Annotated in this window: 23 protein-coding genes and 1 tRNA gene; 9 read left to right on the top strand and 15 right to left on the bottom strand. The window is 69.4% G+C overall.

The annotated features are described in order from the left end of the window. Positions 1 to 187, top strand: a 187-nt coding sequence (locus ASJ79_RS27360) for an HNH endonuclease (protein ID WP_197420396.1), incomplete at its 5' end; no start/stop codon positions are given. 44 nt (positions 188 to 231) lie between these two features. On the opposite strand, the gene ASJ79_RS27355 is transcribed toward ASJ79_RS27360, so the two are convergent. The 3 genes from ASJ79_RS27355 to ASJ79_RS27345 are packed head-to-tail and all read right to left on the bottom strand — an operon-like array spanning position 232 to position 1,619. After that, complete coding sequence (locus ASJ79_RS27355) at positions 232 to 708, bottom strand: DUF5130 domain-containing protein (RefSeq protein ID WP_067962088.1); 477 nt, start codon at positions 706 to 708, stop codon at positions 232 to 234. Continuing rightward, the gene (locus ASJ79_RS27350) at positions 695 to 928 is read right to left on the bottom strand and encodes a hypothetical protein (protein WP_067962105.1); all 234 of its coding nucleotides are present in this window, start codon (positions 926 to 928) and stop codon (positions 695 to 697) included. The genes ASJ79_RS27355 and ASJ79_RS27350 overlap by 14 nt, the downstream gene beginning before the upstream one ends. Before the next feature lie 25 nt (positions 929 to 953). Then, the gene (locus ASJ79_RS27345) at positions 954 to 1,619 is read right to left on the bottom strand and encodes an HNH endonuclease (protein ID WP_067962086.1); all 666 of its coding nucleotides are present in this window, start codon (positions 1,617 to 1,619) and stop codon (positions 954 to 956) included. Between the two features lie 152 nt (positions 1,620 to 1,771). Between ASJ79_RS27345 and ASJ79_RS27340 the strand changes: the two genes are divergently transcribed. Further along, positions 1,772 to 2,173, top strand: a complete 402-nt coding sequence (locus ASJ79_RS27340; RefSeq protein ID WP_197420395.1) for a globin — start codon at positions 1,772 to 1,774, stop codon at positions 2,171 to 2,173. Between the two features lie 7 nt (positions 2,174 to 2,180). On the opposite strand, the gene ASJ79_RS27335 is transcribed toward ASJ79_RS27340, so the two are convergent. The 9 genes from ASJ79_RS27335 to ASJ79_RS27295 form a co-directional block, all read right to left on the bottom strand. After that, entirely contained in the window at positions 2,181 to 2,867 is a 687-nt protein-coding gene (locus tag ASJ79_RS27335; protein WP_231751064.1) for a hypothetical protein, read from the bottom strand. Further along, positions 2,864 to 3,283, bottom strand: coding sequence for a thioesterase family protein (locus tag ASJ79_RS27330; RefSeq protein WP_082754094.1), 420 nt, complete (start codon positions 3,281 to 3,283; stop codon positions 2,864 to 2,866). Before ASJ79_RS27330 ends, ASJ79_RS27335 begins: the two co-directional genes overlap by 4 nt. After that, positions 3,280 to 8,166, bottom strand: a complete 4,887-nt coding sequence (locus ASJ79_RS27325) for an NAD-glutamate dehydrogenase (protein ID WP_067962080.1) — start codon at positions 8,164 to 8,166, stop codon at positions 3,280 to 3,282. Before ASJ79_RS27325 ends, ASJ79_RS27330 begins: the two co-directional genes overlap by 4 nt. Positions 8,167 to 8,280: 114 nt before the next feature. Then, positions 8,281 to 9,954, bottom strand: a complete 1,674-nt coding sequence (gene ettA, locus ASJ79_RS27320; protein ID WP_067962078.1) for an energy-dependent translational throttle protein EttA — start codon at positions 9,952 to 9,954, stop codon at positions 8,281 to 8,283. A 109-nt stretch (positions 9,955 to 10,063) separates the two neighbouring features. After that, positions 10,064 to 10,534, bottom strand: a complete 471-nt coding sequence (locus ASJ79_RS27315) for a single-stranded DNA-binding protein (RefSeq protein WP_067962101.1) — start codon at positions 10,532 to 10,534, stop codon at positions 10,064 to 10,066. Positions 10,535 to 10,816: 282 nt separating this feature from the next. Continuing rightward, positions 10,817 to 12,835, bottom strand: a complete 2,019-nt coding sequence (locus ASJ79_RS27310; RefSeq protein WP_067962076.1) for a cytochrome c oxidase assembly protein — start codon at positions 12,833 to 12,835, stop codon at positions 10,817 to 10,819. Between the two features lie 31 nt (positions 12,836 to 12,866). Next, positions 12,867 to 15,218 carry a glycerol-3-phosphate 1-O-acyltransferase gene (locus ASJ79_RS27305; RefSeq protein ID WP_067962074.1) on the bottom strand — a complete coding sequence of 784 codons (2,352 nt, stop codon included), beginning with the start codon at positions 15,216 to 15,218 and terminating at the stop codon, positions 12,867 to 12,869. Next, positions 15,215 to 16,873 (bottom strand): HAD-IB family hydrolase/lysophospholipid acyltransferase family protein, encoded by a 1,659-nt coding sequence (locus ASJ79_RS27300; RefSeq protein WP_067962071.1) that lies wholly within the window; start codon positions 16,871 to 16,873, stop codon positions 15,215 to 15,217. Before ASJ79_RS27300 ends, ASJ79_RS27305 begins: the two co-directional genes overlap by 4 nt. Then, positions 16,870 to 18,357 (bottom strand): wax ester/triacylglycerol synthase family O-acyltransferase, encoded by a 1,488-nt coding sequence (locus ASJ79_RS27295; protein WP_067962068.1) that lies wholly within the window; start codon positions 18,355 to 18,357, stop codon positions 16,870 to 16,872. Before ASJ79_RS27295 ends, ASJ79_RS27300 begins: the two co-directional genes overlap by 4 nt. 99 nt (positions 18,358 to 18,456) lie before the next feature. Between ASJ79_RS27295 and ASJ79_RS27290 the strand changes: the two genes are divergently transcribed. Then, positions 18,457 to 18,530, top strand: a tRNA-Arg gene (locus tag ASJ79_RS27290). A 57-nt stretch (positions 18,531 to 18,587) separates the two neighbouring features. Here the strand turns inward: ASJ79_RS27290 and ASJ79_RS27285 are convergent. Then, on the bottom strand, positions 18,588 to 19,373 hold the full coding sequence (locus tag ASJ79_RS27285; RefSeq protein ID WP_067962066.1) for a TetR/AcrR family transcriptional regulator: 786 nt from the start codon (positions 19,371 to 19,373) through the stop codon (positions 18,588 to 18,590). An 83-nt stretch (positions 19,374 to 19,456) separates the two neighbouring features. Between ASJ79_RS27285 and ASJ79_RS27280 the strand changes: the two genes are divergently transcribed. The 6 genes from ASJ79_RS27280 (at position 19,457) to ASJ79_RS27255 (ending at position 24,290) form a co-directional block, all read left to right on the top strand. Then, a complete protein-coding gene (locus ASJ79_RS27280; RefSeq protein WP_067962064.1) occupies positions 19,457 to 19,858 on the top strand; it encodes a hypothetical protein in 402 nt (133 codons plus the stop codon). 70 nt (positions 19,859 to 19,928) lie between these two features. Further along, positions 19,929 to 20,663, top strand: a complete 735-nt coding sequence (locus tag ASJ79_RS27275) for a dienelactone hydrolase family protein (RefSeq protein WP_067962062.1) — start codon at positions 19,929 to 19,931, stop codon at positions 20,661 to 20,663. A gap of 60 nt (positions 20,664 to 20,723) precedes the next feature. Further along, positions 20,724 to 22,112, top strand: coding sequence for a PE-PPE domain-containing protein (locus ASJ79_RS27270; protein ID WP_067962060.1), 1,389 nt, complete (start codon positions 20,724 to 20,726; stop codon positions 22,110 to 22,112). Positions 22,113 to 22,136: 24 nt separating this feature from the next. Then, positions 22,137 to 22,748, top strand: a complete 612-nt coding sequence (locus ASJ79_RS27265; protein ID WP_067962058.1) for a bifunctional 2-polyprenyl-6-hydroxyphenol methylase/3-demethylubiquinol 3-O-methyltransferase UbiG — start codon at positions 22,137 to 22,139, stop codon at positions 22,746 to 22,748. Between the two features lie 11 nt (positions 22,749 to 22,759). Beyond that, positions 22,760 to 23,533 (top strand): acyl-[acyl-carrier-protein] thioesterase, encoded by a 774-nt coding sequence (locus ASJ79_RS27260; protein ID WP_067962056.1) that lies wholly within the window; start codon positions 22,760 to 22,762, stop codon positions 23,531 to 23,533. 4 nt (positions 23,534 to 23,537) lie between these two features. Further along, on the top strand, positions 23,538 to 24,290 hold the full coding sequence (locus ASJ79_RS27255) for an enoyl-CoA hydratase (RefSeq protein WP_067962054.1): 753 nt from the start codon (positions 23,538 to 23,540) through the stop codon (positions 24,288 to 24,290). A 1-nt stretch (position 24,291) separates the two neighbouring features. On the opposite strand, the gene ASJ79_RS27250 is transcribed toward ASJ79_RS27255, so the two are convergent. Both ASJ79_RS27250 and ASJ79_RS27245 read right to left on the bottom strand, forming a co-directional pair. After that, complete coding sequence (locus tag ASJ79_RS27250; protein WP_067962051.1) at positions 24,292 to 25,449, bottom strand: dihydrolipoamide acetyltransferase family protein; 1,158 nt, start codon at positions 25,447 to 25,449, stop codon at positions 24,292 to 24,294. After that, a complete protein-coding gene (locus ASJ79_RS27245) occupies positions 25,446 to 26,495 on the bottom strand; it encodes an alpha-ketoacid dehydrogenase subunit beta (protein ID WP_067962049.1) in 1,050 nt (349 codons plus the stop codon). Before ASJ79_RS27245 ends, ASJ79_RS27250 begins: the two co-directional genes overlap by 4 nt. Between the last annotated feature and the right edge of the window lies 1 nt (position 26,496).

Below are 26,496 nucleotides of genomic sequence, written 5' to 3'. Positions count from 1 at the left end.
GGCCATCTCCCGCGGCGGCCGCTACACGATCGACAACGTGGTGCCGGCCTGCGCGGCGTGCAATGCGAGCAAGTGCAACGACGAGGTCACCGGCTGGCTGCGGCGCAAACGCCTCGATGAACGCCGGTTCCTCGAACGCTACGTCCGGATCCGCGCCGAACTGACTGCGAACGTGCACTCACGGTAACGACTGCCGGGCACGGCTACCGGGAATGCACGTTCGCGGAGACGTCAGCGGGGCGAGACCCCGGCCGAGAGCACCCGGACACCGCTGATCAGGCCGTCGATCAGGTTGCCCTCCTTGAACGACGCCGCCGCCGCGGACACGCCGAGCGGAGCGGCCTCCTCGATGCCGCGGCCCCTGACCTCGGATCCGTACACGACCTCGATCGCGCGCTGGTCCGGCGAGACGGCGAGCAGCACCGCATTGTTCGGGGTGGGCACCTTCGCCAGGATCTCGCGGGCCGTGGCGGCGGTGTCGGCGCCCAGGTCACCGATGTACACGGCGAAACGCGCCTTGGCCGCGCGTGACCCGAACTTCAACGCGTTGTCGAGGACCACCAGGTCCTTGATCGGGAACGGGTACTGCACCGACAGCACGCCGGGCTCGGTGACCGCCGAGATCCGTCCGCTGGCGGTGATCGCCGACCCGTAGGGAAGTTCCGCTACGTCGAGCGCGCCTGCCCTGGTCACTTCACCACTTACCACTTGCGCCACCTCCGATCGTCAGGTGCGAACCGTGACCGCCGTGGCCGTGGTCCTTCGGCTCATCGGCCGCCCACAAGATGGGCTCGTGCGTCCACTTCTCGGACATGTCGAATGTCTCGGGATGCGGGCCCTTCTTGGTGAAGATGAACAGCGACAGAAGCCCGGCCAGCGCCAGCGGGACCACTACGAAACTTGCATGCGCAAGAGCTGTTGAGTTCACGCGCAAACCGTATCCCACCGCCGGGTCAGGCCGCTCCCTCACCCAGGTATCGCACCCAGGCCGGGTCGAGTTCCTTGACGCTGGACAGCAGCCGCCAGTGCTGCCCCTTCGGCGGTAGCGGCGTCGTGTGCAGGGCCCAGCCCAGCTCGCTGAGCAGGCGGTCGGCTTTCCGGTGGTTGCACGACGAGCAGGCCGCCACGCAGTTCTCCCAGGAGTGCGCACCGCCGCGGCTGCGCGGGACGACGTGGTCGACGGTGTCGGCCTTCCCCCCGCAGTATGCGCAGCGGAAACGGTCCCGGTGCATCAGCGCCGCGCGGGTCATCGGGATGCGGGCCCGGTAGGGCACCCGGACGTAGGTGCGCAACCGGATCACCGTCGGGACGACGATCGAGCGGGTCGCCGAGTGGATCACCGGCCCGACCGGGTCGTCGTGGACGACGTCGGCCTTGCCACACATCAGCATGATCACCGCGCGGCGCATCGGCAGCGCCGTGAGAGGTTCGAACGTCGAGTTCAGCAGAAGCACACGCCTGCGGCCCCAGATCGACGCGTCGTGGGAGGCCGGAGGTGCGGTGTCGGTGGTGGGGGTGACGCTGTGCAGGGCGCGCGACGCCGAGACCGATGCCGGCCCGGATGAGCCCGCCGCGGCCCGGTGATGCCGGTGGCCGCGTCCGTTCTTACGCTGCGCCATACGTCCTCCGACGGACAGTCCACCATGGATTCTGATCGATCGCACGGCAATTCTGCAGGTGTTCGCTGGTCAGTCCGATGAACATCGCGTGACCGGCCGCCTGCCGGACCGGCTGAGGCGGCCTGATCCGGCGATGGCCCACAATGGAGGCGATGGACGCGCAGAACAAGCAGCAGTCGTTCTACGACGCGGTGGGCGGGCACGACACCTTCCGCACCCTGGTGTCGCGGTTCTACCAGCTCGTGCGGGAGGACGAGATCCTGCGGCCGCTCTACCCGGAGGACGACCTCGACGGCGCCGAGGAGCGGCTGCGCATGTTCCTCGAGCAGTATTGGGGTGGTCCGCGCACGTATTCCGATCTGCGCGGTCACCCGCGGCTGCGGATGCGCCACGCGCCTTTCCGGATCGGGTACCTCGAACGGGACGCCTGGTTGCGCTGCATGCACACAGCGGTGGCCGAGATCGACGCCGAGACCCTCGACGACCTGCACCGCCAGGAACTGATCGCCTATCTGGAGATGGCCGCCCAGTCGATGGTCAATTCGGCGTTCTGACCGGGGCTCAGCGCAGCACCACCGCAGGATCACCGCGGCGGCGGTACACACTGCCGAACCGGGCGTCGACGCGCAGCCAGGCCGACGTCGTCCGCACCCGCACCACCTCGTCGGCGCCGACCGACTCCGGCGCGAACCGGTCCCCGGCCGGCGACTGCGGGAGGAACCCCATCGCCGTCAGCGCGAACACGCAACGCATCGGCACGCCGACGTTGTCCTGCGGCGAGGTGACGGCGACGACCTCCTGATCGAGCAGCGACGCCGGCGGGCCGTGGCCCCCGGAGTGCTCCTTGACCAGGCTGGTGCCGCGCTGCGCCAGGTCGAGCACGACACGGGCCGGGACGTCGTCGAGGTGGACGAAACCGGTGTCGGGTGGCAGCGCGCCACGCCAGGCCGAATCCATCGCGAAGCCCGGGTCGACGTATCCGTCGGCCGCGACGTCGCCCAACCCGCACAACAGCGCGTCCGCGCCGGCACACAGATCGGCCGGCGCGATCCGGCCCGTCACCACCCGGCTGGCGAGCACATCGAACCCCGTAGCCGCCCAGGCCACCACCGAGTGGTCGTCGCGACGGCGCAGGCGCACGATGCCGGCCTCGTCGAGGCGCAGCACGCGCTCGGCGAACCTGGTCAGATCTTCCTGCTGCGCGGTGCGCGACCCCGGCCCGAGCCACAACCCGCGGTCGGTGTTCATCGCATCCAGCGCTGCAGATACTCGCGCTGCGCCTCCGACAGCCGTTGCAGCCGCTGCTCTTCGATGTGCACCGCGGCAAGCTGGGTGTCGGCGGTCACCGCGGGACGCGAGTCCGGCGCTGCGCCGACGGAGCGCACCTCATAGCCCACCGTGAAGTCGACCGCGCGCACCCGCTTGGCGAACATCGTCACCTGCAGCGGCGAATCGATGAGCCTCAGCTGGGCCTTGTAGGAGATGTTCACCTCGGCGATCAACAGACCGATCGTCGTGATCTCGTCGCCGAAAGGCTCACGCAGGAACGGGATCCTGGCCTCTTCGAGGATCGTGACCATGGTGGCGTGGTTGATGTGCTGGTACATGTCGATGTCCGACCACCGCACGTGCACCGGCGCGGTGAACCCTTGTTGACCCGTCACCCGTTCGATCCCGTTCCACTGGTTCTCGTCATGCTCCGGATCTGGCGGGCCGCCACCGACAGGGTGGCCAGATCGTGCTCCCCGCTCTCGTACAACTCGGTCAGGGTGCGCCGCGCCCGGCTGATCCGGGAGCTGTTGGTCATCTCCCACTCGGCGATCTTCTCGACGCCGTTCTCGTCGGGCTCCCCCACGGCCAGCACGTCGAAACACAGCGCTCGCAGCGACCCGTAGATGTCGTCGCGAATCGCCAAGCGCGCCAACGAGTGCCACCGGTCGTTGCGTGACAGTCGGGACACCGCGGTCAGCAGTCCGTCGGTGCCGAGGTGATCCATCAACGCGAAGTACGCGTCGGCGACCTCGGCCGGATCGCGGTCGACGATGTCGGCGATGTCGATCACGTCGAGCAGGCTGAACTGGTACAGCCCGGAGGCCACCTTGTACGCGACGTCGTCAGGCACGCCGTGGGAGCTGAACTCACCGGCCTCCTTGGCGACGATCGCCTTGTCGTCACCGCGCAGCCACTCCGGCATGGACGGTGCCAACGCCGCCACCTTCTCGGCGAACCGGTTGATCTCGGCGCCGACCGCCAACGGCTGCGGGCGGTAGTTCAGCAGCCACCGCGCGGCCCGGTCGATCAGCCGCCTCAGGTCGAGCGTCATCCGGTCGGTGACCGCCACCGGCGCCCCGTTGAGGCCCGCCTGCCGGATCTGGCGCCACACCCGTCCCACGCCGAAGATGGCGTCGACGGCGACGAAGCTGCGGATCGCGTCGACGGGCCCGACCCCGACGTCCTCGGTGACGCGGTAGGCATACGAGATGCCCGCCGTGTCGACGACGTCGTTGACCAGCATCGTGGTGACGATCTCGCGGCGCAGCTGATGCGCCCGGATGTCGGGTCCGAACTGCTCGCGCAGAGTGGCGGGAAAATACGACGGCAGCCGGGAGGCGAACACCTCCTGGTCGGGCAGGTCGCCGTCGAGCAGGTCGGCCTTCAGCGCCAGCTTGACGTGGGCCATCAGCGTGGCGAGCTCCGGTGAGGTCAACCCCAGCCCGGCGTCGGTGCGGCGCCGGATCTCCTTCTCCGAGGGCAGCGCCTCCAGCTCCCGGTTGAGCCCCCGTTCGGCGACGAGGTCCTTGATCATCCGGGCGTGCACGTTCAGCAGGCTGGCCGCGTTGGCCCGACTGGTGCCCATCAGATCGTTCTGGCTCTCGTTGTCGGCCAACACCAGCCGGCCCACCTCGTCGGTCATCGACAGCAGCAGGTCGGTGCGGTCCTCGGCCGCCACCTTGCCGGCGGTGACCAGGGAGTCGATCAGGATCTTGATGTTGACCTCGTGGTCGGAGCAGTCCACCCCGGCCGAGTTGTCGAGTGCATCGGTGTTGATGCGACCGCCGCACAAGTCGAACTCGATGCGCCCCAACGAGGTCACGCCGAGGTTGCCGCCCTCGCCGATCACCTTGGCGCGCACCTGATTTCCATTGACGCGCACCGCGTCGTTGGCGCGGTCACCGACGTCGATGTCGGCTTCGGTCTCGGCCTTGACGTAGGTGCCGATGCCGCCGTTCCACAGCAGATCGGCGGGCGCCTTGAGGATCGCTTTCATCAGCGCCGGCGGCGTCAGCTCGGTGACGGCGTCGTCGAGGCCGAGAGCCGCCCGCGCCTCCGGGCTGACCGTGATCGACTTCTGCTGCCGGCTGTACACTCCCCCGCCCGCGCTGATCAGCGACTTGTCGTAGTCGTCCCAGCTGGAGCGCGGCAGGTCGAACAGCCGCTTGCGTTCCTCCCAGGACGTCGCGGCGTCGGGGTTCGGGTCGATGAAGATGTGCCGGTGGTCGAACGCGGCGAGCAGCCGGATGTGCTTGGAGAGCAGCATGCCGTTGCCGAACACGTCCCCGCTCATGTCGCCGACCCCGACGACGGTGAAGTCCTCGGTCTGGGTGTCCACACCCATCTCGCGGAAATGCCTCCTCACCGATTCCCACGCGCCCTTGGCGGTGATCCCCATCGCCTTGTGGTCGTAACCCACCGATCCACCGGAGGCGAACGCGTCCCCCAGCCAGAACCCGTAGGACTTCGCGACATCGTTGGCGATGTCGGAGAACGTCGCGGTCCCCTTGTCGGCGGCGACCACCAGATACGCGTCGTCACCGTCGCGGCGGACGACCTCGGCCGGGGTGACGACATCACCGCTGACCTTGTCGACGTTGTCGGTGACGTCCAGCAGGCCGGAGATGAACAACCGGTAGCAGGCCACGCCCTCCTCGCGGGTGGCGTCGCGGTCGGCGGCGGCGTCACCCGTGGGCGCCGGCGGGTTCTTCACCACGAAGCCGCCCTTGGCGCCGACCGGCACGATGACCGCGTTCTTCACCGCCTGGGCCTTGACCAGCCCCAGGATCTCGGTGCGGAAGTCCTCGCGGCGGTCCGACCAGCGCAGCCCGCCCCTGGCGACGAAGCCGAACCGCAGGTGCACCCCCTCCACGCGGGGCGAGTACACGAAGATCTCGAACTTCGGCCGCGGCAACGGGAGCTCGTCGATGTGTTCGGGATCCAGCTTGAACGACAACACGTTCCGCGCCCGCGCCGAGTCCGGGCGGGTGACGAAGTAGTTCGTGCGCAGGGTGGCCTGGATCATCGACGCGAACGCCCGCAGCACCCGGTCGGTATCGAGGCTGACCAGCGCGTCGATGTCGGCGGCGACCGCGGCGGCGGCGGCCTGCGCGTCGCGGTTGGCGCCGCCGGCGTTCTGCTCGACCGGACGGAACAACGCCTCGAACAGCTCGATGAGCGAGCGCGCGGTGCCGGCGTTGTCGTTGAGCACCGATTCGACGTGGGACTGGCTGTACGAGAACCCGGCCTGCTTGAGATATTTGGCGTAGGCGCGCAGCACGGACACCTGCTGCCACGTCAGCCCGGCCCGCAGCACCAGCTCGTTGAACCGGTCGATCTCGGCGTAGCCGTGCCAGATGGCGGTGACGGCATCGGCGAAACGCTGGGCACGGGCCTCGCCCTCCGCGCCGGGCGGGGCTTCCGGGACGCCGCGGTGCGGCGACACCTTGAACTGATAGATCCACACCGGCAGGCCGTCGGGGCGGGTCACCGTGAACGGCCGCTCCTCGAGCACCACGACACCCATCGACTGCAGCATCGGCAGCAGCCGGCTCAGCGACGCCGACCGGCCACCGAGGTACCAGTTCAGGACCGCGACCCCCTCGTCGGTGCTGCCGTCACCGTCGGTGAGCACCAACTTGACCGAATCGTCCTGCAGCTCTTCGATGATCGCGATGTCCTCGAGAGCGCGCCCGGGCTCGATCGCCTGCTTGTACACCTCGGAGAACGCCGACGCGTAATGCTCGGCGGTGGCGTGGTCGACCGCGCTGCCGGCGGCGACGGCGCCCATCAGGCGGTCACTCCAGGTGCGGGCGGCTTCGGTCAGCAGATCCTGGATGCGTGACTCGTTGGATTCGGAGACGTCGACGTCCTGCCTGCGCGACCCCTCCGGCAACCGCACGGTGAAATGCACCACCGCCCACGGGGATTCACTGACCCGGGCGGCGTAGTCGATGCTGACGCCGCCGAGCTCGCGGACCAGGATGTCCTGCATCTGCAGCCGCACGGCCGTGGTGTAGCGGTCACGCGGCAGGTACACCAGGCACGACACGAAGTGCGCGAGCGGGTCCACCCGCAGGAACAGCAGCGTGCGCCGCCGCGACCCCAGGTCGACCACCGCCATCGCCATCTCGAGCAGGCCCCTGGCACTGAGTGCGAACAGCTCCGCGCGCGGAATGGTCTGGATGATGTCGAGCAGCAGCTGTCCCGGATGGCTGGGGTCCCGGTGCGCCATCGCCAGCGCGTCGTTGACGCGCCGGGAGACCAACGGGATCTCCAGCACATTGGCGTTCATCGCCGCGACGGTGAACAGCCCGACGAAGCGGTGCTCGATCGCGGCGGTGTCGTCGGCCCCGGCGTCGGCGGGCTGCTCACGGACCACCACGATCTGCGGATAGGCGCCGTAACGCAGGAAACTCGGAATCGTGGCCTGCGCCAACGTGAGTAGTTCGTCCTTGTTGGTCAGCTGCGGCAGCACATCCTGGCGCAGACGCAGCACGCCGAGCCGGCTGGAGGCGTCGACGGTGGCCTCGCCGTCCCGGACCGGGCACCGCTGGTAGCCCAGCAGCACGAAATGACCGTCGGCCAGCCACCGCAGCAGCGCGGCGACGTCCTTGCGGTCGGGGCTCGGGAACCGGCGCCCGGAGTCGCCGTCGAGCTCGGCGGCCAGGATGCGCAGCGCGGCGGCCATGTCGGTGGAATCCAGTGCGACCTGCCGGGCGTCGGCGAGCACCCGCGGCAGGAGCTGTTCGACCTCGGCCAGCGCACGCCGGTCCACCGAGCCGGCCAGCTGCACATGGACCCAGGTCTCGTCGACGCCGTCGCCGAAAGTCGCATGCGATGCGGGCACGATGTCCAGCAGCTCGCCACCGGCGCCGCGGCGAACCCGGAAGATCGGGTTCATGATCGCGGTGTAGGCCACCCCGGTGCGGTGCAGCAGCACCGTGATCGAGTCCATCAGCATGGTCGCGTTGTCCGTGACCACCTGCAGCGCAGGCCCGAACCCGCCCTCGACGTCCGCGGCGTACACCGCGACCCGGGTGGCTCCCGGCGGCCGTTGCGCGCCGAGCCGGTACTGGGCCCCGACCAGTGCGGGACCGTCGACCGTGTCCGTCCCGGGCCGCCGCAGCGGACCCGTGACGGCGCCCTCCGAGCCGGGGGCGCCGGCGTGGGGCCCGCGATAGGTCGCCAGGTAGGCGGGAAGCAACCGGTCGACGACCTCCGCGGGGACCGCTCGGCCGGCCGAGCCGGTGATGGCACCTGGATTCAACGACATTCGCCGCTCCTGACTCGCACGCGCCCCCGGCCGCCGTTGGCCGCAACCGGGCGCCTGACTGGGTGTTGATCGTGCGTTCGCGTCCGCGCCGGTTACCTGGTCCGCACGACGAGACTAGTCCCGAGTCAGCTTCCGGTGGGTGACCCGGTGGGGCCGCGCTGCATCCGCACCGAGCCGCTCGACCTTGTTCTCCTCGTAGCCACCGAAGTTGCCCTCGAACCAGAACCACTTGGCCTCGTTGTCCGCGTCGCCCTCCCACGCCAGGATGTGCGTGCAGGTGCGGTCGAGGAACCAGCGGTCGTGGCTGATCACCACCGCGCAGCCGGGGAAGTTCTGCAGCGCGTTCTCCAGCGAACTCAGCGTCTCGACGTCGAGGTCGTTGGTCGGCTCGTCGAGCAGGATCAGGTTGCCGCCTTCTTTGAGGGTCAACGCGAGGTTGAGCCGGTTGCGCTCACCGCCGGAGAGCACGCCGGCCGGCTTCTGCTGATCGGGGCCCTTGAACCCGAACGCCGACACGTACGCCCGCGACGGCACCTCGTTCTGGCCGACCTCGATGTAGTCGAGTCCGTCGGAGACGACCTGCCACACCGTCTTGTTGGGGTCGATGCCACCACGGGTCTGGTCGACGTAGCTGAGCTTGACGGTCTCGCCCACCTTGACGGTGCCGCTGTCGGGCTGTTCGAGGCCGACGATCGTCTTGAACAGCGTGGTCTTGCCGACGCCGTTGGGCCCGATGACGCCGACGATGCCGTTGCGCGGCAGTGTGAACGACAGGTCCTTGATCAGCTGGCGGCCGTCGAAACCCTTGTCGAGGTGCTCGACCTCGACCACGACGTTGCCCAGCCGCGGGCCGGTCGGGATCTGGATCTCCTCGAAGTCGAGCTTGCGCGTCTTCTCCGCCTCGGCGGCCATCTCCTCGTAGCGCGCCAGACGCGCCTTGTTCTTGGCCTGGCGGGCCTTGGCGCCGGAACGCACCCATTCCAGTTCGTCCTTGAGCCGCTTCTGCAGCTTGGCGTCCTTACGGCCGGCGACCGCGATGCGCTCGGCCTTCTTCTCCAGGTACGTGGAGTAGTTGCCCTCGTAGGGGTAGGCGCGGCCGCGGTCGAGCTCGAGGATCCATTCCGCCACGTTGTCGAGGAAGTAGCGGTCGTGGGTGACCGCCAGGATCGCGCCCTTGTAGTCGGCGAGGTGCTGCTCGAGCCACAGCACGCTCTCGGCGTCGAGGTGGTTGGTGGGCTCGTCGAGCAGCAGCAGGTCCGGCTTGGACAGCAGCAGCTTGCACAGCGCGACGCGGCGCTTCTCGCCGCCGGACAGGTGGGTGACGGGCTCGTCGGGCGGCGGGCAGCGCAGCGCGTCCATGGCCTGCTCGAGCTGGCTGTCGATGTCCCACGCGTCGGCGGCGTCCAGCTCCTCCTGGAGCTTGCCCATCTCTTCCATCAGCTCGTCGGTGTAGTCGGTGGCCATCAGTTCGGCGACCTCGTTGTACCGGTTGAGCTTGGCCTTGACGGCCACTCCTTCTTCGACGTTCTCACGGACCGTCTTGGTCTCGTCGAGTTGCGGCTCCTGCATCAGGATGCCGACGGTGGCGCCCGGCTGCAGGAACGCGTCGCCGTTGTTGGGCTGGTCCAAGCCGGCCATGATCCGCAAGACGCTCGACTTACCGGCCCCGTTGGGACCGACGACGCCGATCTTCGCGCCCGGAAGGAAGTTCAGCGTGACGTCGTCAAGGATGACCTTGTCGCCGTGCGCCTTGCGGACCTTCCGCATCGTGTAGATGAATTCGGCCATTGCCTTCGATGTGCCTTTCTCGATCCCGGTACTCGATCTGCGGGATCATGTCGGACTGCGCGATAGTCGGGCCCCATCCTAGGCGCGGCCGCATCGACGGCGTTGGCCGCTAGGCGGTCAGCTTCAGCGCCTGGGGGTCCTCGGTGGGATCGGGCCCGTCGGTGAGGTCCTCGCTGTCGCCGGCCTGCGGATCGACGTCGGCAGCCGGCGCCGCGGGTTCGGGATGCCTGCGGTTCTCGATGCGGACGATGCAGCGCGCCAGATCGGGGCCCACCGAGGTGGCCCGGATCTCCAGCGAGGACCGCCGATTACCGTCGCGGTCCTCGTATTCGTTGGTGTACACATAGCCAACAACGATCACGGGGTCCCCCTTCCCGAGGCCGGCGCCGACCCCGGTGACCAGGCGGCCCCAGCAGTTGACCGTCGCGTACAGCGAGTTGCCCGGCTCCCAGGTGCCGTCGGCGGTGCGGCGCCGCGAATTGCTGGCCACCCGGAACTTGAACAGCTCCTGGTCGCCCACCCACCGGCGATCCGGGGCGGTGACGATGGTGCCGACGACGGTGATCGGTGTCTCGAACATGGTGGTGCCTTTCTCGATTTCCTGGCTGCGGATCGGACACCGTGCCCGATCCGTCGATGACACCGCCATTGAGCGCTCGGCCGCCGACACCGGGCGGCGGGCCGGCCGGAGGGATGCCGCAGCCTGTGGATGAATCGCGGATTGGGGATGACGACACCCACCGCCGATGCGGGCCGGCCACGACCTCGATGTGCTGCATCGTGTCGCCCGGGCCGGCCCGCTACACCGACGCTAACACAAGACCTGAATATCTGAACATCTGAAAATATGACGTTGGTGGCCTCAGCCGCGCTCGCGCTCCCGGCGCGCGAGTTCGGCCAGCATGTTGTTGTAGGCCGCGAGGTCGGCGTCGTCGTCACGTTCGGCGGCGCGGTCCAGACGTTTGGCGGTCCGCTCGTCGGTGCGGCGCCACTGCACGAACAACGCGACGAGCACCACCACCAGCGGCACCTCGCCCGCGGCCCAGGCGATGCCGCCGCCGAGCTTCTGGTCCCCGAGCAGGTCGGTGTGCCAGCTCAGTTGCAGTGAGCGGTAGAAACTCTCGGCGATCACCGACTGCGTGCTCATCAGCACCACCCCGAAGAACGCGTGCAGCGGCAGCGACGCGAACACCATCGCGAGCTTGCCCAGCGGCGGGAGCGGCCGCGGGGTGGGGTCGACACCGATGACCACCCAGTAGAAGAGGTAGCCGCTGAGCAAAAAGTGCAGGTTCATCGCCAGGTGGGCGAAGTGGCTGCCCGCGGCCGCATCGAAGATGCCGCCGAAGTACAGGCCGTAGAACCCGACGATGAAGAGCGCGGTCGCGACGAACGGGTTGGTCAGCACCTGCGAGACGCGCGAGTGCAGCGCGGCGAGCAGCCATTCCCGCGGGCCGGGCGGGTCGTTGCGGCCGGAGGCGGGCAGGGCCCGCAGCGCCAGCGTGACCGGCGCGCCGAGCACCAGCAGGATCGGCGCGAGCATCGACAACAGCATGTGCGCGACCATGTGGATGCTGAACATGGCCGGCATGTAGCGCCCGATCCCCGAGGACGTCGCCAGCAGCAGAACCAGGCAACCGAGCAGCCATGCCACGATCCGCCCCGCCGGCCACGCGTCGCCGCGTCGCCGCAGCCGGATCACACCGGCGACGTACACCAGCGCGAACACGATCGCTGCGGTGCCGAACACCAGGTCGAAGCGCCAGTCGAACAGCATCCGCCCCAGCGTCGGCGGGCCGGCGAGGTCGTAGCCGATCTCGACCGCGGGGATCGACAAATCCGTGTTCAGCGGGGGCGGCGGCGGGGTGCGCCCGAGCGCGACCGCGACACCGAAGGTGAGCGCGAAGATGACGGCCTCGACGAGTGCGAGCCGGATCAGCGGACCCCGCGCACCGGGATCGTGGCGCAACGCGGCCAGCCCCCGGCGGCGCTGCTGCCAGCCCAGCACGCCGAGGGCTATCAGCGCCGCGGCCTTGGCCAGGAGCAACATCCCGTAGCCGGTACTCACCAGGTCGGCGGGCCGCACCCGGACCAGCGCGTTGATCAAACCGCTGAGCGCCATCGCGACGAAGCACCACAGCGCGACCGCCGAGAACCGGCGCGCGGCCAGAGCCCCGTGATCGCCACCCCGCATCGCGTGCGCCAGCAGCGCCAGCAGTCCGCCCGCCCAGATCGCCCCGGCGACGAGGTGGATCAGCAGGCTGTTGGTCGCGATGTCGTGCGCGCCGCCCGACGACGAGTGCCCCGTCAGCCCCAGCGGCAGCAGCGTGAGCAGCGAACCGGCGAACAGCACCGGGGTCCAGGACCAGCGCAGCACCGGAATGCTGACGACGGTGACCAGGACCGCCAGCAACGCCGTCCACCGCCACGCGCCCGCGATGTCGATCAGGTCGGCCACCGCCCAGATGTCGGCCGGGCTCAGCCGCGTCGTCAGCGGCTGACCACTGACGTCGGACACCGTCAGCGGCACCATCAGCACCGCGCACACCGCCCAGAGGCCCGCGGCCGCGGTCCCGGTGCGCAGCGCGCGGTAGCCGGCGGCGTCGAGGACACCGTTCGGCTGGGGCGGCACCATGAACGCGGCGAACAGGAACGCGCCCGTGGCGGTCACCGCCGCGATCTCGCCGGCGGCTCTCACGAACGGCAGGCCGTAGCTGGTCACCGGTCCGGGATCGGGCAGCCCGGTGGCGGTCAGCGCCTCGGCGAGCGACAGCGCCGACAGCGCCGCGGCGGTGACACCGGCCAGCACCGCGACGCCGTACAGCACCGCCGGCACCGGTGCGCGGTGCACACCGATCGGCGCGGTGCGGGCGGCAGAGGTCATGTGCCCAGCGTATGACCTTCTCCAGGGCGATCTACGACACAGGGTCGTTGTGCTGCTCCCGGGGCCTGCGCTCGCGGGCGAAGAACTGCCTGCGCGCGCAGCGGTCGACCGCGTCCATGTCCCCGAGGATGCCGCGCAGTTCCGCGCGGAAGGCCTTCCGGCGTTCGGCCAGATCTGCGGCCGGCTCCAGCAGATGCTGGTCCGCGGCGACCTGCCGGGCGGTCGCGAACAGCAGCGCCGACACCGACTCGGTGCTCTGCACCCGGCCCTGCGCGACGTACTGCCGGCCGAGCCCGAGCGCCTTGGCCGTCAGGTCCTTCTCCGAGATCTCGGCCGGGGCGTCGATGAGCGCGTCGGCGACGATCTGATACGCCTCGAAGAACGGGCGCAGCAGCGGTCCCGCGATCGCCGGCCGTTTCTCCTGCAGCAGCGCGTCGATCCGCTCCCCGCCCGCCAGGACGTCGTCCTCCCAGTCCGCATGCCACGACATCTCCTGTGCGACGTGCTCGCGGTAGCCGGCCGAGTCGGCGAAGTAGAACTCGAACTTGAGCAGGTCGCGCAGCCGCATCACCTGGGTCCAGAACGCGTCCAGCCGGTCGGTGTCCGCGCGGGCGGCGTAGGCCAGCGCCAGTTCGACCAGTGAGGTCTCCAGGAACGCGTCGATGACGGAGTTGCGGTAGAACGCGGCCTCCAACTCGTCCTCAGGGGCGATGTTCCACACGGTGACGCGGCCGCCGTCGGTCCGGGTCACCGGGTGCCCGCCCGACAGCGCGTCGAGCGCGGCCCGCACCCCTTCGGGAGTCCGCAACCGCAACGCGCTGTTGGTCATCGGGGTCTGCTTGCGCTCCAGATAGTCCAGCGAGTCCTGCAGGGTGTGGTGCAACTGGTCGAGGGTCAGCGCGATGCCGCGGGTGCTGAGCAACAGTGCCGACACCAGCCCGGTCGCGTTCACCGGGGTGACCTGCAGGATGCGCCACGCGACCTCGAAGGCCATCTTCTGCATGGCCAGACGTTTGGCGGCCTCGTCGGTCGCCAACGGTCCGTGCGGCTCGCCGAGGTATTCGCGCATCGAGACCGCTTCCGGGAAGCGGACATAGATCTTGCCGTAGTTGCGCTCACCCTGGGCCCGGATGTAGTTCACCAGCCAGGACAACCCTTCGGGGGTCTTCTCGCCGCCCCGGGCGTAGGACGCGTACTCGGCGGTCTCGTGCAGCTGGTCGAAGCTGATCGACACCGGCTGCAACAGGATGTCGTCGCTGCGGCCGTCCAGGTAGGCGTCGGCGACATAGGCGAGCAGACCGAGCTTGGGCGGCAACATCTTTCCGGTGCGTGACCGGGTTCCCTCGATCGCCCACGACAGGTTGAACCGTTTCTCGACGATGTAGCCGACGAACTGGCGCAGCACGAACTTGTACAGCGGATCGTCGAGCTTGCGCCGCAGGAAGATCACCCCGGAGCGGCGCATCAGCGGGCCCATGAAACCGAACGACAGGTTGATGCCCGCGAAGGTGTGCACCGGTGGTAACCGGTTCTCCTGCATCGCCACCGGGACGATGACACCGTCGAGGTAGGACCGGTGCGAGAACAGCAGCACCGCCGGGTGGGCTTCCAGGGCGCGGCGCATCGACTCGACCTCGCCGCGGTCGTAGTCGATGTTCGGGTCGAAGCCGCGACTGAAGATCGCGCGTCCCAGCGACGGGATGAGGTCGACCGAGAAGCGGCTCCAGCCGGTGGCGAGTTCGTCGAGCATCTCCCCCGCCTGCTCGACGGTGGCACCCGGGATCTTCGCCAGCCCCTCACGGAACCGCGCCGAGGTCAGCACCTCCGGTTTGATCAGCCGGGGCGACTTGTACTCAGGGCCGAGCAGTCGCAACTCGACGCGTTCGATGGCCAGGATCGCCCGCCGGATCACGAAACGCGCGAACTCCCTGGGGTTCTCGGCGACAGTGGTCTCACTCCAGCGCTGCCGGAGTTCGGACACCTTTGCCGGTTCCCCGGCGACCACGCGGGCCCGGGACGGATCCCGTTTCAGGATCGCGTGTTGCAGGACTCTGGGCGGGCGGTAGGTATCACGCCCGGACAGCACCGCGACGACCTTGGACCGGGTCGGCAGGCCGCCCGGAACCCAGAACACCCGCACCGGCACCACCGAGCGGTCGTCGTCGGCCTGGAGCAGCTCGACCAGCTGCGCCAGCACGGCGGCGGGCGGATCGTCGTCGACGGGCAACGTGAGCACTTCGATCTTCGACTCGGGGTGTGTGCGCCGCTGACTTTCCAGCCAGTCGCGCAGCAGCGCCTGCTCGGCGGGTGAGGACACCGACGCCAGTACCAGAGCGCCGTCGACAGCGGTGTAGGCGGCGAAGTCGTCGGCCCGGGCCTTCACGGCCGGCCCTTCGTGCCACCGGAGCGCTTGGACGGGGCGGTCTTCTTCGCCGCGGTCTTCTTCGCCGCGGTCTTCTTCGCCCCGGTCTTCTTCGCCCCGGTCTTCTTCGCCCCGGTCTTCTTCGCCGCGGTCTTCTTCCTGGCCGCCTTCTTCACCGGTTCGGCACGCTTGTACAGATCCGGCACCGGAAGCTCGTCGTGCGGCCAGTCCTTGATGGTGTCGAGGTAGAGCTGACGCACCTGCTCGATGCGGTCCGGCAGGTTCTCGTGGGTCCAATCGTCGACCGGAATGGGCGGGTAGACAACGACATCGACGACGCCGGGGTTGAACGCGCTGGAATCGCGTGCGGCGATCACCTCGGCGTTGCGGATCACGATCGGCACGATGGGGATACCCACCGACATCGCGATGCGGAAGGGGCCCTTCTTGAAGGGCCCCACCTCGGTGGTGTCCAGGCGCGTCCCCTCGGGGGCGATCAGGATCGAAAGACCTTTGCGGGCAAGGTCTTCGACCTTGCGGAGGCCTTCGACGGCCTTCTGCGGGTCCTCACGGTCGATGAACGCCGCGTCCAGGATCTTGCCGATCGTGCCGATGATGGGGTCGTTCTCGAGTTCCTTCTTGCCGACCGTGGTGAAGTTGTCGTTGATCAACCGTCCGGCGATCAGCGGGTCGGCCTGGTTGCGATGGTTGAAGATGAACACCGCCGGCCGCTGCGCCGTCAGGTTCTCCCTGCCGAGCACCTGCAGTTCGATGCCGATCGTGTCGAGCAGCGTGCGGCCGAACATCGACGTGAAGAAGTTGACCCCCGTGCGCTTGCTGCGGGTCAACAGTCCGATCCCGACAGCTCCTGCGGCGATCGGCACCATCGACGCGACACCGACCGCGGTGCGCACCTGCGAGGCGGGGCTCGAGCCGCTGCGGCTGCTGAACCGCAGAATCGGCCAGCCGCGCTTGGCGGCGACGGCGGCCATCTTGCCCGCCGGGTTGGTCGGGCGCGGGTTGCCGACGAGGTACATCAGCGCGACGTCCTCGTCGCCGTCGGCGTAGAAGTAGCTCTTCGCCAGGTCGATGCCGTGGTCGGCGGCGAATTCCTGGACCGCCCTGGCCTTGCCGGGCCCCCAGATGACCGGCCGTTGCACCTCTCCGGTGATCAACCCGTCGGCGTCGGTCTCGAACTTGTTGCTCAGCACGTTCTCGATGCCGAGAAAGCGGGCGACCGGCTCCACCTGCACCGTCAGCGCGGACGAGGACAGCACCACGGTGTGCCCGCGGGCCATGTGCGCACGCACGATCTCGCGCATCTCCGGGTAGATCCTGCTGACGATCTTCTGGACGAACAGCCGCTCGGCGAGTTCGTCGACGTCGGCCACCGAGTTGCCGCGCAGCATGCGCGCGCCCTTGCCGATCAGGTCCTCGAACTCGGACCGGCCGAGCTGGTGGTTCAGGCCGGCCTGGACCATGCCGATGAACTCGCCCACCGACATCTGCCTGCGGCGCAGCCGATCCTGGGTCATCACCACGCCGGTGAAACCGGCGACGAGCGTGCCGTCGAGATCGAAGAACGCGCCGATCCGGGGCCCTTCGGGACTGGCCCGGATTTCGGCGACCGAACCAGGCAGGCGCAGTTGACGGTTCTCCGGTGTCGCCGATGTCACTGGGGGCCACTTCCATTCAGTCGGACCGGTTGTTCGACCGGCGTGGTCGGCACGGTGAAGGTCGCCGGAACGGCACGGCCGTCACCGCCGAGGACGAGCACTTCGTCGAAGCCGGCGAGCAGGCACTGGGCGAAGAGGTCGGGTTCGGTGACCGACGCGCGGTCGTACCGGACGGTGACCGTGCAGCATCCCGAACGCGACACCAGCACGACCATCATCGCCACGCCGGGCAGCGGCCCAAGACCGTACTGACGCAACACCTTCGCTCCGGCGATGAAAGTGTCTCCGGCGTAGACCGGCACGTTGCTGGCCTGCACGTCGGAGTTCACGATGGAACCCGCCATCGACTCCAGCACCGTGTCGGGAAGCAGGCTGACGACCGGGGCGATGGCTCCGACCACGTCGATGGCCCGCTCCTCACGCTTGCGCGTCATCTGCGACCGGATCTCCTGGATACGCATCGCGGGGTCGGCGCGCCCGATGGGTGCCGCGAGGTTGACCCCGGCGAACCGGTTGCCGCCGGCGGGGTCGGCCTCGGAGCGCAGATTCACCGGCACCGCCATCGGCAGCGAGTCCACGGGCACGCCTTTGGCCTCGTGGTAGCGGCGCAGCACCCCGCACACCCCGGCCAGATACGCGTCGTTGATGGAACCACCCGCGGCCTTGGCGGCGCGGTGCAGCGCACCGAACTCGATGTCGATGGCCTCGCTGTGTGACGACAGGCTGCGCCGGCGCAGGATCGGCGACGGGTCGGCGACCGGGCCGATGACCCGGGCCCCGGACATCGCGTAGTCGATCGCGCTGCCCAGCCGGGTCACCGGGTCGCGCACCACATGCCCGACCGCCTGGACCGCCCCGAACAACGCATCGCGAACGCCACCAACGATGGTGCCGGGCAAGCGATTCAGACCGGCGCGCATCAGGTCGTTCGGCGAAAGGTCGGACGGCACCGGCAGCGGCGGGGGGCGCTGCGGCGGCGGTTCGCGCTCGAAGTCGTAGAGATTGGCGAACATCTCGACGCCGCCGACCCCGTCGGTGACGGCATGGCTGAAGTGCAGCATCAGCGCGGCGCGTCCGTCCTCCATCCCTTCGATCAGGGTCGCCGTCCACAGCGGGCGGGAGATGTCCAGCGGCGACTGCGCCGCGACCTCGGCGATGTCCATCACCTGCCGGAAGGTGCCGGGTTCGGGGACCCGCACCCGGCGCAGGTGGAAGTCGAGGTTGAAGTCGGGGTCGACGACCCAGCGCGGCGCGGCCGTGGGAAGCGTGGGCGTGACCACCTTCTGGCGCAGCCGCAACACCTTGCGCGACGCGAACTCGAACCGCGTGCGGAATGTGTCCCAGTCGGGGGTGGTGTCGAGCAGTTCGACGGTCATGATGCCCGAGCGGGTGCGCGGATTGGCCTCACCGCGGTGCAGGATCTGGTCGAGCGGGCTGAGTTCCTCCGGGAGTCCCGCCGCGTCCAGTTCCGGCTCATTGCTCATGCGCACCACGCTAGTCGGCGGCCCCGCCGTCCGAGGCGGCTTTAGTCGCCGTTGCCGGGCCCGTCAACCGCCGCCCGGCGAGATACACTGCACGGCGTTGCCTCCGTAGCTCAGTTGGATAGAGCAAGAGCCTTCTAATCTCTAGGTCGCAGGTTCGATTCCTGCCGGGGGCGCAGAATCCTCCGCGAGGAAGTTCAGCAGCGCCGCGTTCACCCGGCTGCCGGTGGTCGCTACCGCGCTGTGGCCTCGATCACCGGTGCCAGCCCGTCGAGCACACGCGCCAGCCCGAACTGGTAGGCGTGCTCGGCGCTGTACGCGGCGGCGTGGGTCTGCCCGGCGGCGGCGCCGACCCGCGAGGCCAGCGGGAAACGTGCGGCGTCGAACACCTTCGCCAGCAGCGGCTCGGCGCGTTCCCACCACGCCCGGTCGCTGAGGCCACTGTCGGCGTCGGCGTTCCGGGAATCGATGGCGATGCGCGCCACCGACGTCACGAACCCCAGCACGAAGGTCAGCGCCGAGTCCATCTCCAGATCGCTGAGACCGAGACCGTCGAACGCGCCGAGCTCGTGCTCGTACTTCGCGATCATCCCCGGTCCCAGTGGCGGGCGGGTGGTCGCCAGCGCGGCCACCCACCGATGCCGTTCGAGCAGCTCGCGGTTCTCCGCGGCGATCGCCGAAACCCTGGTGCGCCAGGGCATTCCGCTCAGATCCGAACGGGGCATCTGCGCGTAGACGGTGTCGAGCATCAGGTCGAGCAGTTCGGCCTTGCCCGGGACGTAGGTGTAGGTCGCCATGGTCGCGATGCCCAGCCTGGTCGCGACCGCCCGCATGGTGACCGCACCGAGTCCGTCGGCGTCGGCGATCTCGATCGCGGCGCCGACCACCGCGTCGACCGTGGTGCGCTGTTTGGGACCGCGGTGCGTGCGGGCGTCGCCGCGCGTACGCCACAGCAGTTCCAGTGTGCGCACCGGGTCACCCGCACCGGTCCGGTCCGGAACTGCTGCGCGCCTGTTCATCCGGCTGATCGTAACCGCTCGCACCCTTTTTCCGTACAAGGTACTGTGTACCTTGTACGTCATTATTGAGAGGATGTGGTCACATGACCGCCCGTGGTGCTTACGCTCCGTCGCCGGCCGACGTCGAGGAGGTGCTGGAGTGGTTCGCCCACTACGACGCGCTGACCGTGGCCAAGGACATCGGCGGAATGGCCGATCAGGCAATGTTCCCGCTCAACGAGGTCACCGACGGCCGGGCCGAGTCGTGCGACCGGGACAGGTTCGTCGCGCAGATGACTCACGAGCTCGGCGGGGCCGGTGAGGTCACGATGGACTCGGTGCGCACTCCCCACTTCATCAACGAGAACCTGGTGTTCGTGATCACCGACGCGACCATCACCGCCGGCGGGCACAGCCAGCAGGTCCGCTATGGAGACCTGCTGGTGAAATCGGGCGGGCGGTGGAAATTCCAGACGATGGTGCAAGGCGGCTGGGGCGAGACGTGACCGGCGCAGCCGGTTACGCGCGCAGCGAACCCACTGTCCGATTCCGGTCGGGCGTGGCAACGTCTGCCGCGTGACCGTGCAGCGAATTCCCCTGCGCCACACCATCGACGGCAAACACTTCGACGCCGTGCTGGTCCGGGACGACAGCGCCGCCGCGGCACCGACCGTGCTGGTCTTCCACGGCATGGAGGGCCGCAGCGACGCTCAACTCGACATCGCGACCCGGCTGGCGGCGCGCGGATATCAGGCCATCGCCGTCGACCTGTTCGGCGAGGACGTCAGCGCCGGCGGCATGGAAGCCACCAGCGCCGCCATGACCGGTTTCCTCGGCGACCGACAAGCGCTGGCCCGCCGCCTCGGCACGGTGTTCGAGACGCTCGTCTCCACACCCGCCGTCGACGCCGACCGCGTCGCGGCGATCGGGTTCTGCTTCGGCGGACTGTGCGTGCTCGACCTGGCCCGGGCCGGGCATCCCCTCGTCGCGGTGGCGAGCTTCCACGGGCTGCTGACCCCGCCCGCGCCGCCCGGACCGCATCCCGTCACGGCCAAGGTCATCGTGTTCCACGGCTGGGACGACCCGTTCGCCACGCCGGAGGACGTCGTCGCCCTGGGCCGGGAGTTCTCCGGTCGCGGCATCGACTGGCAACTGCACGCCTACGGCGACACCATGCACGCGTTCATGGCGCCGTTCGCCGACGATCCGACCCGAGGGGTGCTTTTCAGCGAATCCGCGTCCCGGCGGGCATGGGCATCGCTCGAACTCTTCCTCGCCGAGTGTTTCGCCGGCGACGCCGCAGCACACTGAACCTGAGGTGGTCGCGGTTTGCGATGTGGCGCGATACCGTGTCGCGGGGAGGAGACAGGTATGGGCAAATTTCGCAATACGGCCGCCGGTGCCGCCGCCATCGGGATGGCGATCACGGTCGGCGGGGTCGCCGCCACGCATCCGGCGTCCATCTCGGCCTCGCTCGTCGATCTGACCGCGCTGATCGTGGTCGGCAGCTCCACCCATCCCGACCCGACCGGCAACGAGGACTTCTTCGGCGGCAAGTTCAACCAGGCACCGTACAACCCGGCCGGCCAACCGGGGGCGGACCTCATCGGGGTCGACTTCCGCGGCGGCCCGGCCGCGATCAACGAAGCCCTGCAACAGAACGCCGGTGAAGACAACGCCGTGCTGTCGTCGGGCTGGGGCGCTGCCAATGCGAGCCTGGTGCTGAACCGGCTCGACCGGGACGACGATCCGGCGTTGCCGGCGACGTTGTTCGTGCTGGACAACAACGTGTCCCGTCCCGACGGCGGCTTCGGCACCCGGTATCCGCTGTTCGCGCTGATCGGGGTGAATCCCTTCCCGTCCCGGACCGATACCACCGCCAAGGCGGTGGTCGACATCGCCTACCAGTACAACTACAACTCGAACGCGCCCGCGGACCTCTTCAACGTCGTCGCGCACGTGAACTCGCTCGTGGCGTATCTCTACGGCTACCGGGAACAGTCCGAGATCGACCTTCCCGTCGATGTCGACGGCCGGCCCGCGGTGGCCTGCGGCACCGCCAACACGTGCGCGGTGCTGACCGGCGGGGAGGCCGTGCCCTGTGACGACGCCCGCTGCGACCCGCCCCCGGGTGACCGGGTGGTCGCCTACGTGACCACCCGCGGAAACACCACCTACGTCACGTACACCACCGAAGAGCTGCCGCTGGCCCGGCTGATCCGCGACGTGCTCGGCGACACCGTCGCCGACGCCTCCGCGCCGCTGCTCGAGTTGATCGTCGATTCGGCGTACTACGACGGCAACCCGATTCCGTCGGACCCGAGCCGGTACCGTCCCGCCCGGCTCATGCCGTCCCTGGGCGAACTGGTCAGCACCGCGTCCAAGGTCCCGGCTGCCCTCCGGGAAGGACTGGAGACGTTGGCGGACAACGATTCTGAGACCCCGGAGGCGGAGGAACCCGCGGCGCGCGAGACCGGCGCCACCCGGGTGTCCGGTCAGCCCGATCACGACGAGCACGACGAGCACGACGCTCCGGCCGCGGCCGATGACGCCGATCCCGATGAGGCCTCCCCGGAGGAGTCCGAGATCGATCCGGAGCCGGTCGACGACCCGGCCGCCTCAGACACCGATAAGCGGTCCGAAACCGACACCGAGGCGCAGCCCGAAACCGACACCGAGGCGTCCGCATCGGACGACGACGGCGCGACCGCCGATGCGGGCGAGGAGACCGGCGCGGACGGTGCGGATTCGACCGGGTAGCACACCCGTAGGCAGAGTCGAGGCATGCGGGAGTACTGGAATCACAACACCGCCTACCATCCGTGGCTGATCGGTATCGCCGGCGCGCATTGCGGCGACGTGCTCGACGTCGGCTGTGGTGACGGCCTGTTGGCGCAGCGCCTGCTACCGGTGTCGCGTTCGGTCACCGCGATCGATCCCGATCCCGATGTGGTGCGGCAGGCACAGAGCAGGCTTACCGGCCGGGCCGACGTCTCACCGATCTCCTTCCAGCAGTTCGGACCGGTGGAGCCGCGGTTCGACGTGATCACGTTCGTCGCCACGCTGCACCACATGGACCTACGGACGTCCTTGTCGAAAGCCCGTGAGCTGCTTCGTCCCGGCGGTGAACTCGCGGTGGTCGGGCTCGCCGCGAACAGGTCGGCCGGCGACTGGATATGGTCGGCGCTGTGGCTGCCCGCCGTACGCATCGGCTCGCTGCTGCACCGCGACACCCGCGACATCGGGGTGGCCGTAGCTCAACCGCGGGAGAGCCTGCGTGAGATCCGGCGTGTCGCCGACGGCGTCGTCCCCGGCGCCGTGGTGCGCCGTGCGCTGTACTACCGCTACCTGCTGCGCTGGCGGAAACCGTCGTCAGCGCCGCGGCCGGATCCGTAAGCTCGCACGCGATGCCTCCCCACCCCGCCGACCATCGCCTCGCCGCATGCCCGGACTCCGGCTACGTCTACCGCACCGCGTGGCGGGTGGCCACCGGAGACATCGGCGGCGACCTGAACCTGCGCCTCGACGGTGTGGCCCGCTACATCCAGGAAGTCGGCGCCGAGAACCTCGTCGACGCCGGTGAAGCCGCAGCGCATCCACACTGGCTCGTGCAACGCACCGTCATCGACGTGATCGAACCCATCGAGTTCCCGAACGAGGTGGCGTTCAGCAGGTGGTGCTCGGCCCTGTCGCTGCGCTGGTGCACGATGCGTGTCGACCTCGTCGGTAGCGACGGCGGCCGCATCGAGACCGAGGGCTTCTGGATCGCGATGAACGCGAAAACGCTGACCCCGCAACGGGCCACCGAATCGCTGATCGATAAGTTCGCCACCACCACCGACGAGCACCGCCTCAGATGGCGGCGGTGGCTGCAGGACCCCGTCGCCCCGGAACACGCGATGCCGTTCGCGCTGCGGCGCACCGACATCGACCTGTTCGAACACGTCACCAACACCGCGTACTGGCACGCCGTCCACGAGGTGACGGCCGTCGCGCCCGACGTCTGCACGCCGCCCTACCGCGCCGTGCTGGAGTACCGCAAGCCGATCCGATACGGCGAGGACGTCACGGTGCGGTGGGGTCGCCGCGACGGCTCCGGCGCGCCGGAGGTGCACATCGCGCTGACGGTCGGTGACGACGTCCGGGCCGCGGCCCTGCTGCGACGGCTGCCGATAGGCTGACCGGGTGTCCGAACTCGTACTGACGCAGGTCGAGGACCGCGTCGCGCTGATCACCATCAACGACCCCGACCGCCGCAACGCGGTCACCGCGGAGATCTCCGCGGAGCTGCGCGCGGCCGTCGCGGCCGCCGAGGCCGACCCCGACGTGCACGCGGTGATCGTGACCGGCGCCGGGAAGGCGTTCTGCGCCGGTGCCAACCTGACGGCCCTCGGCGCGGCGACCGAGGACGGCCTGCGGGCGATCTACGACGGCTTCCTGGCCGTGGCGGACTGCGCGCTGCCGACCATCGCCGCGGTCAATGGTCCCGCCGTCGGCGCCGGGCTCAACCTGGCGCTGGCCGCCGACGTCCGGATCGCCGGGCCGGCCGCGATGTTCGACCCGCGCTTCCAGAAACTCGGCATCCATCCCGGCGGCGGCGCGACCTGGATGTTGCACCGCATCGTCGGACCGCAGGCCGCCCGCGCCGCACTGCTGTTCGGCATGCGGTTCGACGCCGGCGCCGCGGTGCGCCACGGCCTGGTACTCGACGTCGCCGACGACCCGGTGGCCGCGGCGCGGGAACTGGCCGCCGGCCCCGCCGCGGCGCCCCGCGAGGTCGTGCTGGCCACCAAGGCCTCCATGCGGGCCACCGCGAACCCGGGCACCGTCGACGTCGATCAGCACCGCCTCGCGGTCGACATCGAGATCGTGCCGCAGGCCCGCTCGATCGAATCGCCCGAGTTCGCGACCCGCCTGGCCGCGGCCAGGCGCAAGTAGCTCACAGATCGAGCAACGCCAGGTCCGGTGCCTCGATCATCGTCCGCAACCCGCCGAGGAACGCCGCCACCTGCGCACCGTCGGCGACGCGATGGTCGAACGCGCAGGTGAGCCTCATCGTCGGGCGCGCGACCACGGCGCCGTCGACGACCACGGCGCGCGGCTTCAGAGCGCCCATGCCGAGGATCGCCGCCTCGGGATGGTTGATGACCGGCACTCCGTCGTCGAGGCTGAGCGCCCCGAAATTCGACACCGTGAACGTCGACCCCTGTAACTCAACGGGTTTCAGCGTGCCGTCCCGGGCGCCGGCGACCAACCGCGCGACCTCGTCGGCGAGCTGCCGCGTGGTCCGGCTCTGCGCGTCGGTCACCACCGGCACGAGCAGCCCGCGGGGCGCGGCGACACCGACACCGAGGTGAACCGCTTCATGGAGGTGCACGCGCGGACCGTCGACGGTGTCCACCCAGGTCGAGTTCAGCTCCGGATGCCGGTGCAGCGCGACGACCAGCAGACGCAGCACGAGCACGAACGGGGTGACCGTGTCCGCGCCGGCCGCCCGGAGCCGGTCCCGCAGCCGCAGCAGTTCGGTGCCGTCGACCTCCACCGACGCCGTCGCATCGGGGATCTCCCGGCGGGACAACGCCATCCGCCGGGCCATCTCCAGCCGGACACCGGCGACCGCGACACTTCCCGCCCGCGGTGCCTCCGCCGCGGCGAGCACGTCGTCACGCGTCACGAGGCCGTCCGGCCCGGAGCCGTCGACCTGTGCCAGGTCGACGTCGAGGTCGGCGGCCAGTTTGCGCACCGGAGGCCGGGCCCTGGCCCGTCGCCGGCTGCCGTCCATGGTGTCGTCGGCGCCGTAACCGACCAGCACCGCTTTACGTGGCGGGGCTTTCCGCGGGCCCGGTGTCGCGCTGTCGGTCTGGATGCGCACCAGCACCGCCCCGACGGGCAGCGTCTGACCTTCCGCACCGCCGAGTTCGGTGATCCGGCCCGCGAACGGGCTCGGGATCTCGACTTCGGCCTTGTTGGTCTCGACGGTGCACAGCGTCTGGTTCAGCTCGACCTCGTCCCCCACCGCGACGCTCCAGCCGCTGATCGTCGCGTCCTCCAGACCCTCACCGAGATCCGGGACCAGGAAGTCCTGCACGGTGCTCACGGCCGGCTCATCGCGTTCTCGACGCAGTCGAGCAGACGATCCACGCCGGGCAGCCACAGCTTCTCCAGCCGCGCCGGTGGATACGGCGTGTCGAATCCGGTGGCACGCAACACCGGGGCCTCCAGCTCGTAGAAGCACTCCTCCTGGATCCGTGCCGCCAGTTCCGCGCCGAATCCCAGCGTCCGCGAACCCTCGTGCAGCACCACCGCCCGGCCGGTCTTGCGGACCGACGCCGCGACGGTGCCGAAGTCCAGTGGGTTCAACGAACGCAGGTCGACGACTTCCATTCCGGCAGAGGAGATCTCGGCCGCGTTGAGCGCCGTGGCCACCAGCGGTCCGTAGGTGATGACGGTGACGTCGTCGCCGCGGCGCCTGATCTCGGCCCGCCCGATGGGCGGTGCGGGATTCTTGGTGTCCACCACTTCCTTGGACCAGTACCGGCGCTTGGGTTCCAGGAAGATCACCGGATCCCGGCCCGCGATGGCGTACCTCAGCAGCCAGTACGCGTCGGTCGGCGTCGACGGGGTCACCACCTTCAGGCCCGCGCTGTGCAGCCAGAACGTCTCCGTCGACTCCGAATGGTGTTCCACCGCCCCGATGCCGCCGAACGACGGGATGCGCACCGTCACCGGCATGTCGATATCGCCGCGGGTACGCATCCGGTATTTCGCCAGATGACTGACCATCTGGTCGAACGCCGGTGCGGCGAACCCGTCGAACTGGATTTCGGGTACCGGGACCAGCCCGCGCACGGCCATCCCGACCGCGATGCCGATGATCGCGGACTCGGCCAGCGGGGTGTCGAAACACCGCTGGTCGCCGAAGGTCTCGGCCAGCCCCTCGGTGACGCGGAAGACACCGCCCAGGGTGGCGACGTCCTCACCGAAGACCAGCACGCGCTCGTCGGCCCGCATGGCGTCGCGCAGGGCGAGGTTGACCGCCTGCGCCAGCGAGATCGGGGCGGCCGCTGCCACCGGGCCGGACGTTCGGACCGGTTCGGGGACCTCGTCGTCGAAACCGAACGGCCGCTCGATGAGCTGGGTCATC

Origin of the sequence: Mycobacterium sp. NAZ190054 (genome assembly GCF_001545925.1) — a bacterium.
In the GTDB taxonomy this organism is placed as follows: domain Bacteria; phylum Actinomycetota; class Actinomycetes; order Mycobacteriales; family Mycobacteriaceae; genus Mycobacterium.
This window is presented reverse-complemented; position numbering and strand designations above follow the sequence as displayed.

Excerpts from the sequence above, each read along its gene's own strand:
- ASJ79_RS27260 (WP_067962056.1), top strand. The coding sequence starts at position 22,760 with ATGCCTCCCCACCCCGCCGACCATCGCCTCGCCGCATGCCCGGACTCC.
- ASJ79_RS27335 (WP_231751064.1), bottom strand. The coding sequence starts at position 2,867 with ATGAACACCGACCGCGGGTTGTGGCTCGGGCCGGGGTCGCGCACCGCG.
- ASJ79_RS27340 (WP_197420395.1), top strand. The coding sequence starts at position 1,772 with ATGGACGCGCAGAACAAGCAGCAGTCGTTCTACGACGCGGTGGGCGGG.
- ASJ79_RS27345 (WP_067962086.1), bottom strand. The coding sequence starts at position 1,619 with ATGGCGCAGCGTAAGAACGGACGCGGCCACCGGCATCACCGGGCCGCG.
- ASJ79_RS27315 (WP_067962101.1), bottom strand. The coding sequence starts at position 10,534 with ATGTTCGAGACACCGATCACCGTCGTCGGCACCATCGTCACCGCCCCG.
- ASJ79_RS27295 (WP_067962068.1), bottom strand. The coding sequence starts at position 18,357 with ATGAGCAATGAGCCGGAACTGGACGCGGCGGGACTCCCGGAGGAACTC.
- ettA (WP_067962078.1), bottom strand. The coding sequence starts at position 9,954 with ATGGCCGAATTCATCTACACGATGCGGAAGGTCCGCAAGGCGCACGGC.
- ASJ79_RS27285 (WP_067962066.1), bottom strand. The coding sequence starts at position 19,373 with ATGAACAGGCGCGCAGCAGTTCCGGACCGGACCGGTGCGGGTGACCCG.
- ASJ79_RS27265 (WP_067962058.1), top strand. The coding sequence starts at position 22,137 with ATGCGGGAGTACTGGAATCACAACACCGCCTACCATCCGTGGCTGATC.
- ASJ79_RS27310 (WP_067962076.1), bottom strand. The coding sequence starts at position 12,835 with ATGACCTCTGCCGCCCGCACCGCGCCGATCGGTGTGCACCGCGCACCG.
- ASJ79_RS27270 (WP_067962060.1), top strand. The coding sequence starts at position 20,724 with ATGGGCAAATTTCGCAATACGGCCGCCGGTGCCGCCGCCATCGGGATG.
- ASJ79_RS27280 (WP_067962064.1), top strand. The coding sequence starts at position 19,457 with ATGACCGCCCGTGGTGCTTACGCTCCGTCGCCGGCCGACGTCGAGGAG.
- ASJ79_RS27325 (WP_067962080.1), bottom strand. The coding sequence starts at position 8,166 with ATGTCGTTGAATCCAGGTGCCATCACCGGCTCGGCCGGCCGAGCGGTC.
- ASJ79_RS27245 (WP_067962049.1), bottom strand. The coding sequence starts at position 26,495 with ATGACCCAGCTCATCGAGCGGCCGTTCGGTTTCGACGACGAGGTCCCC.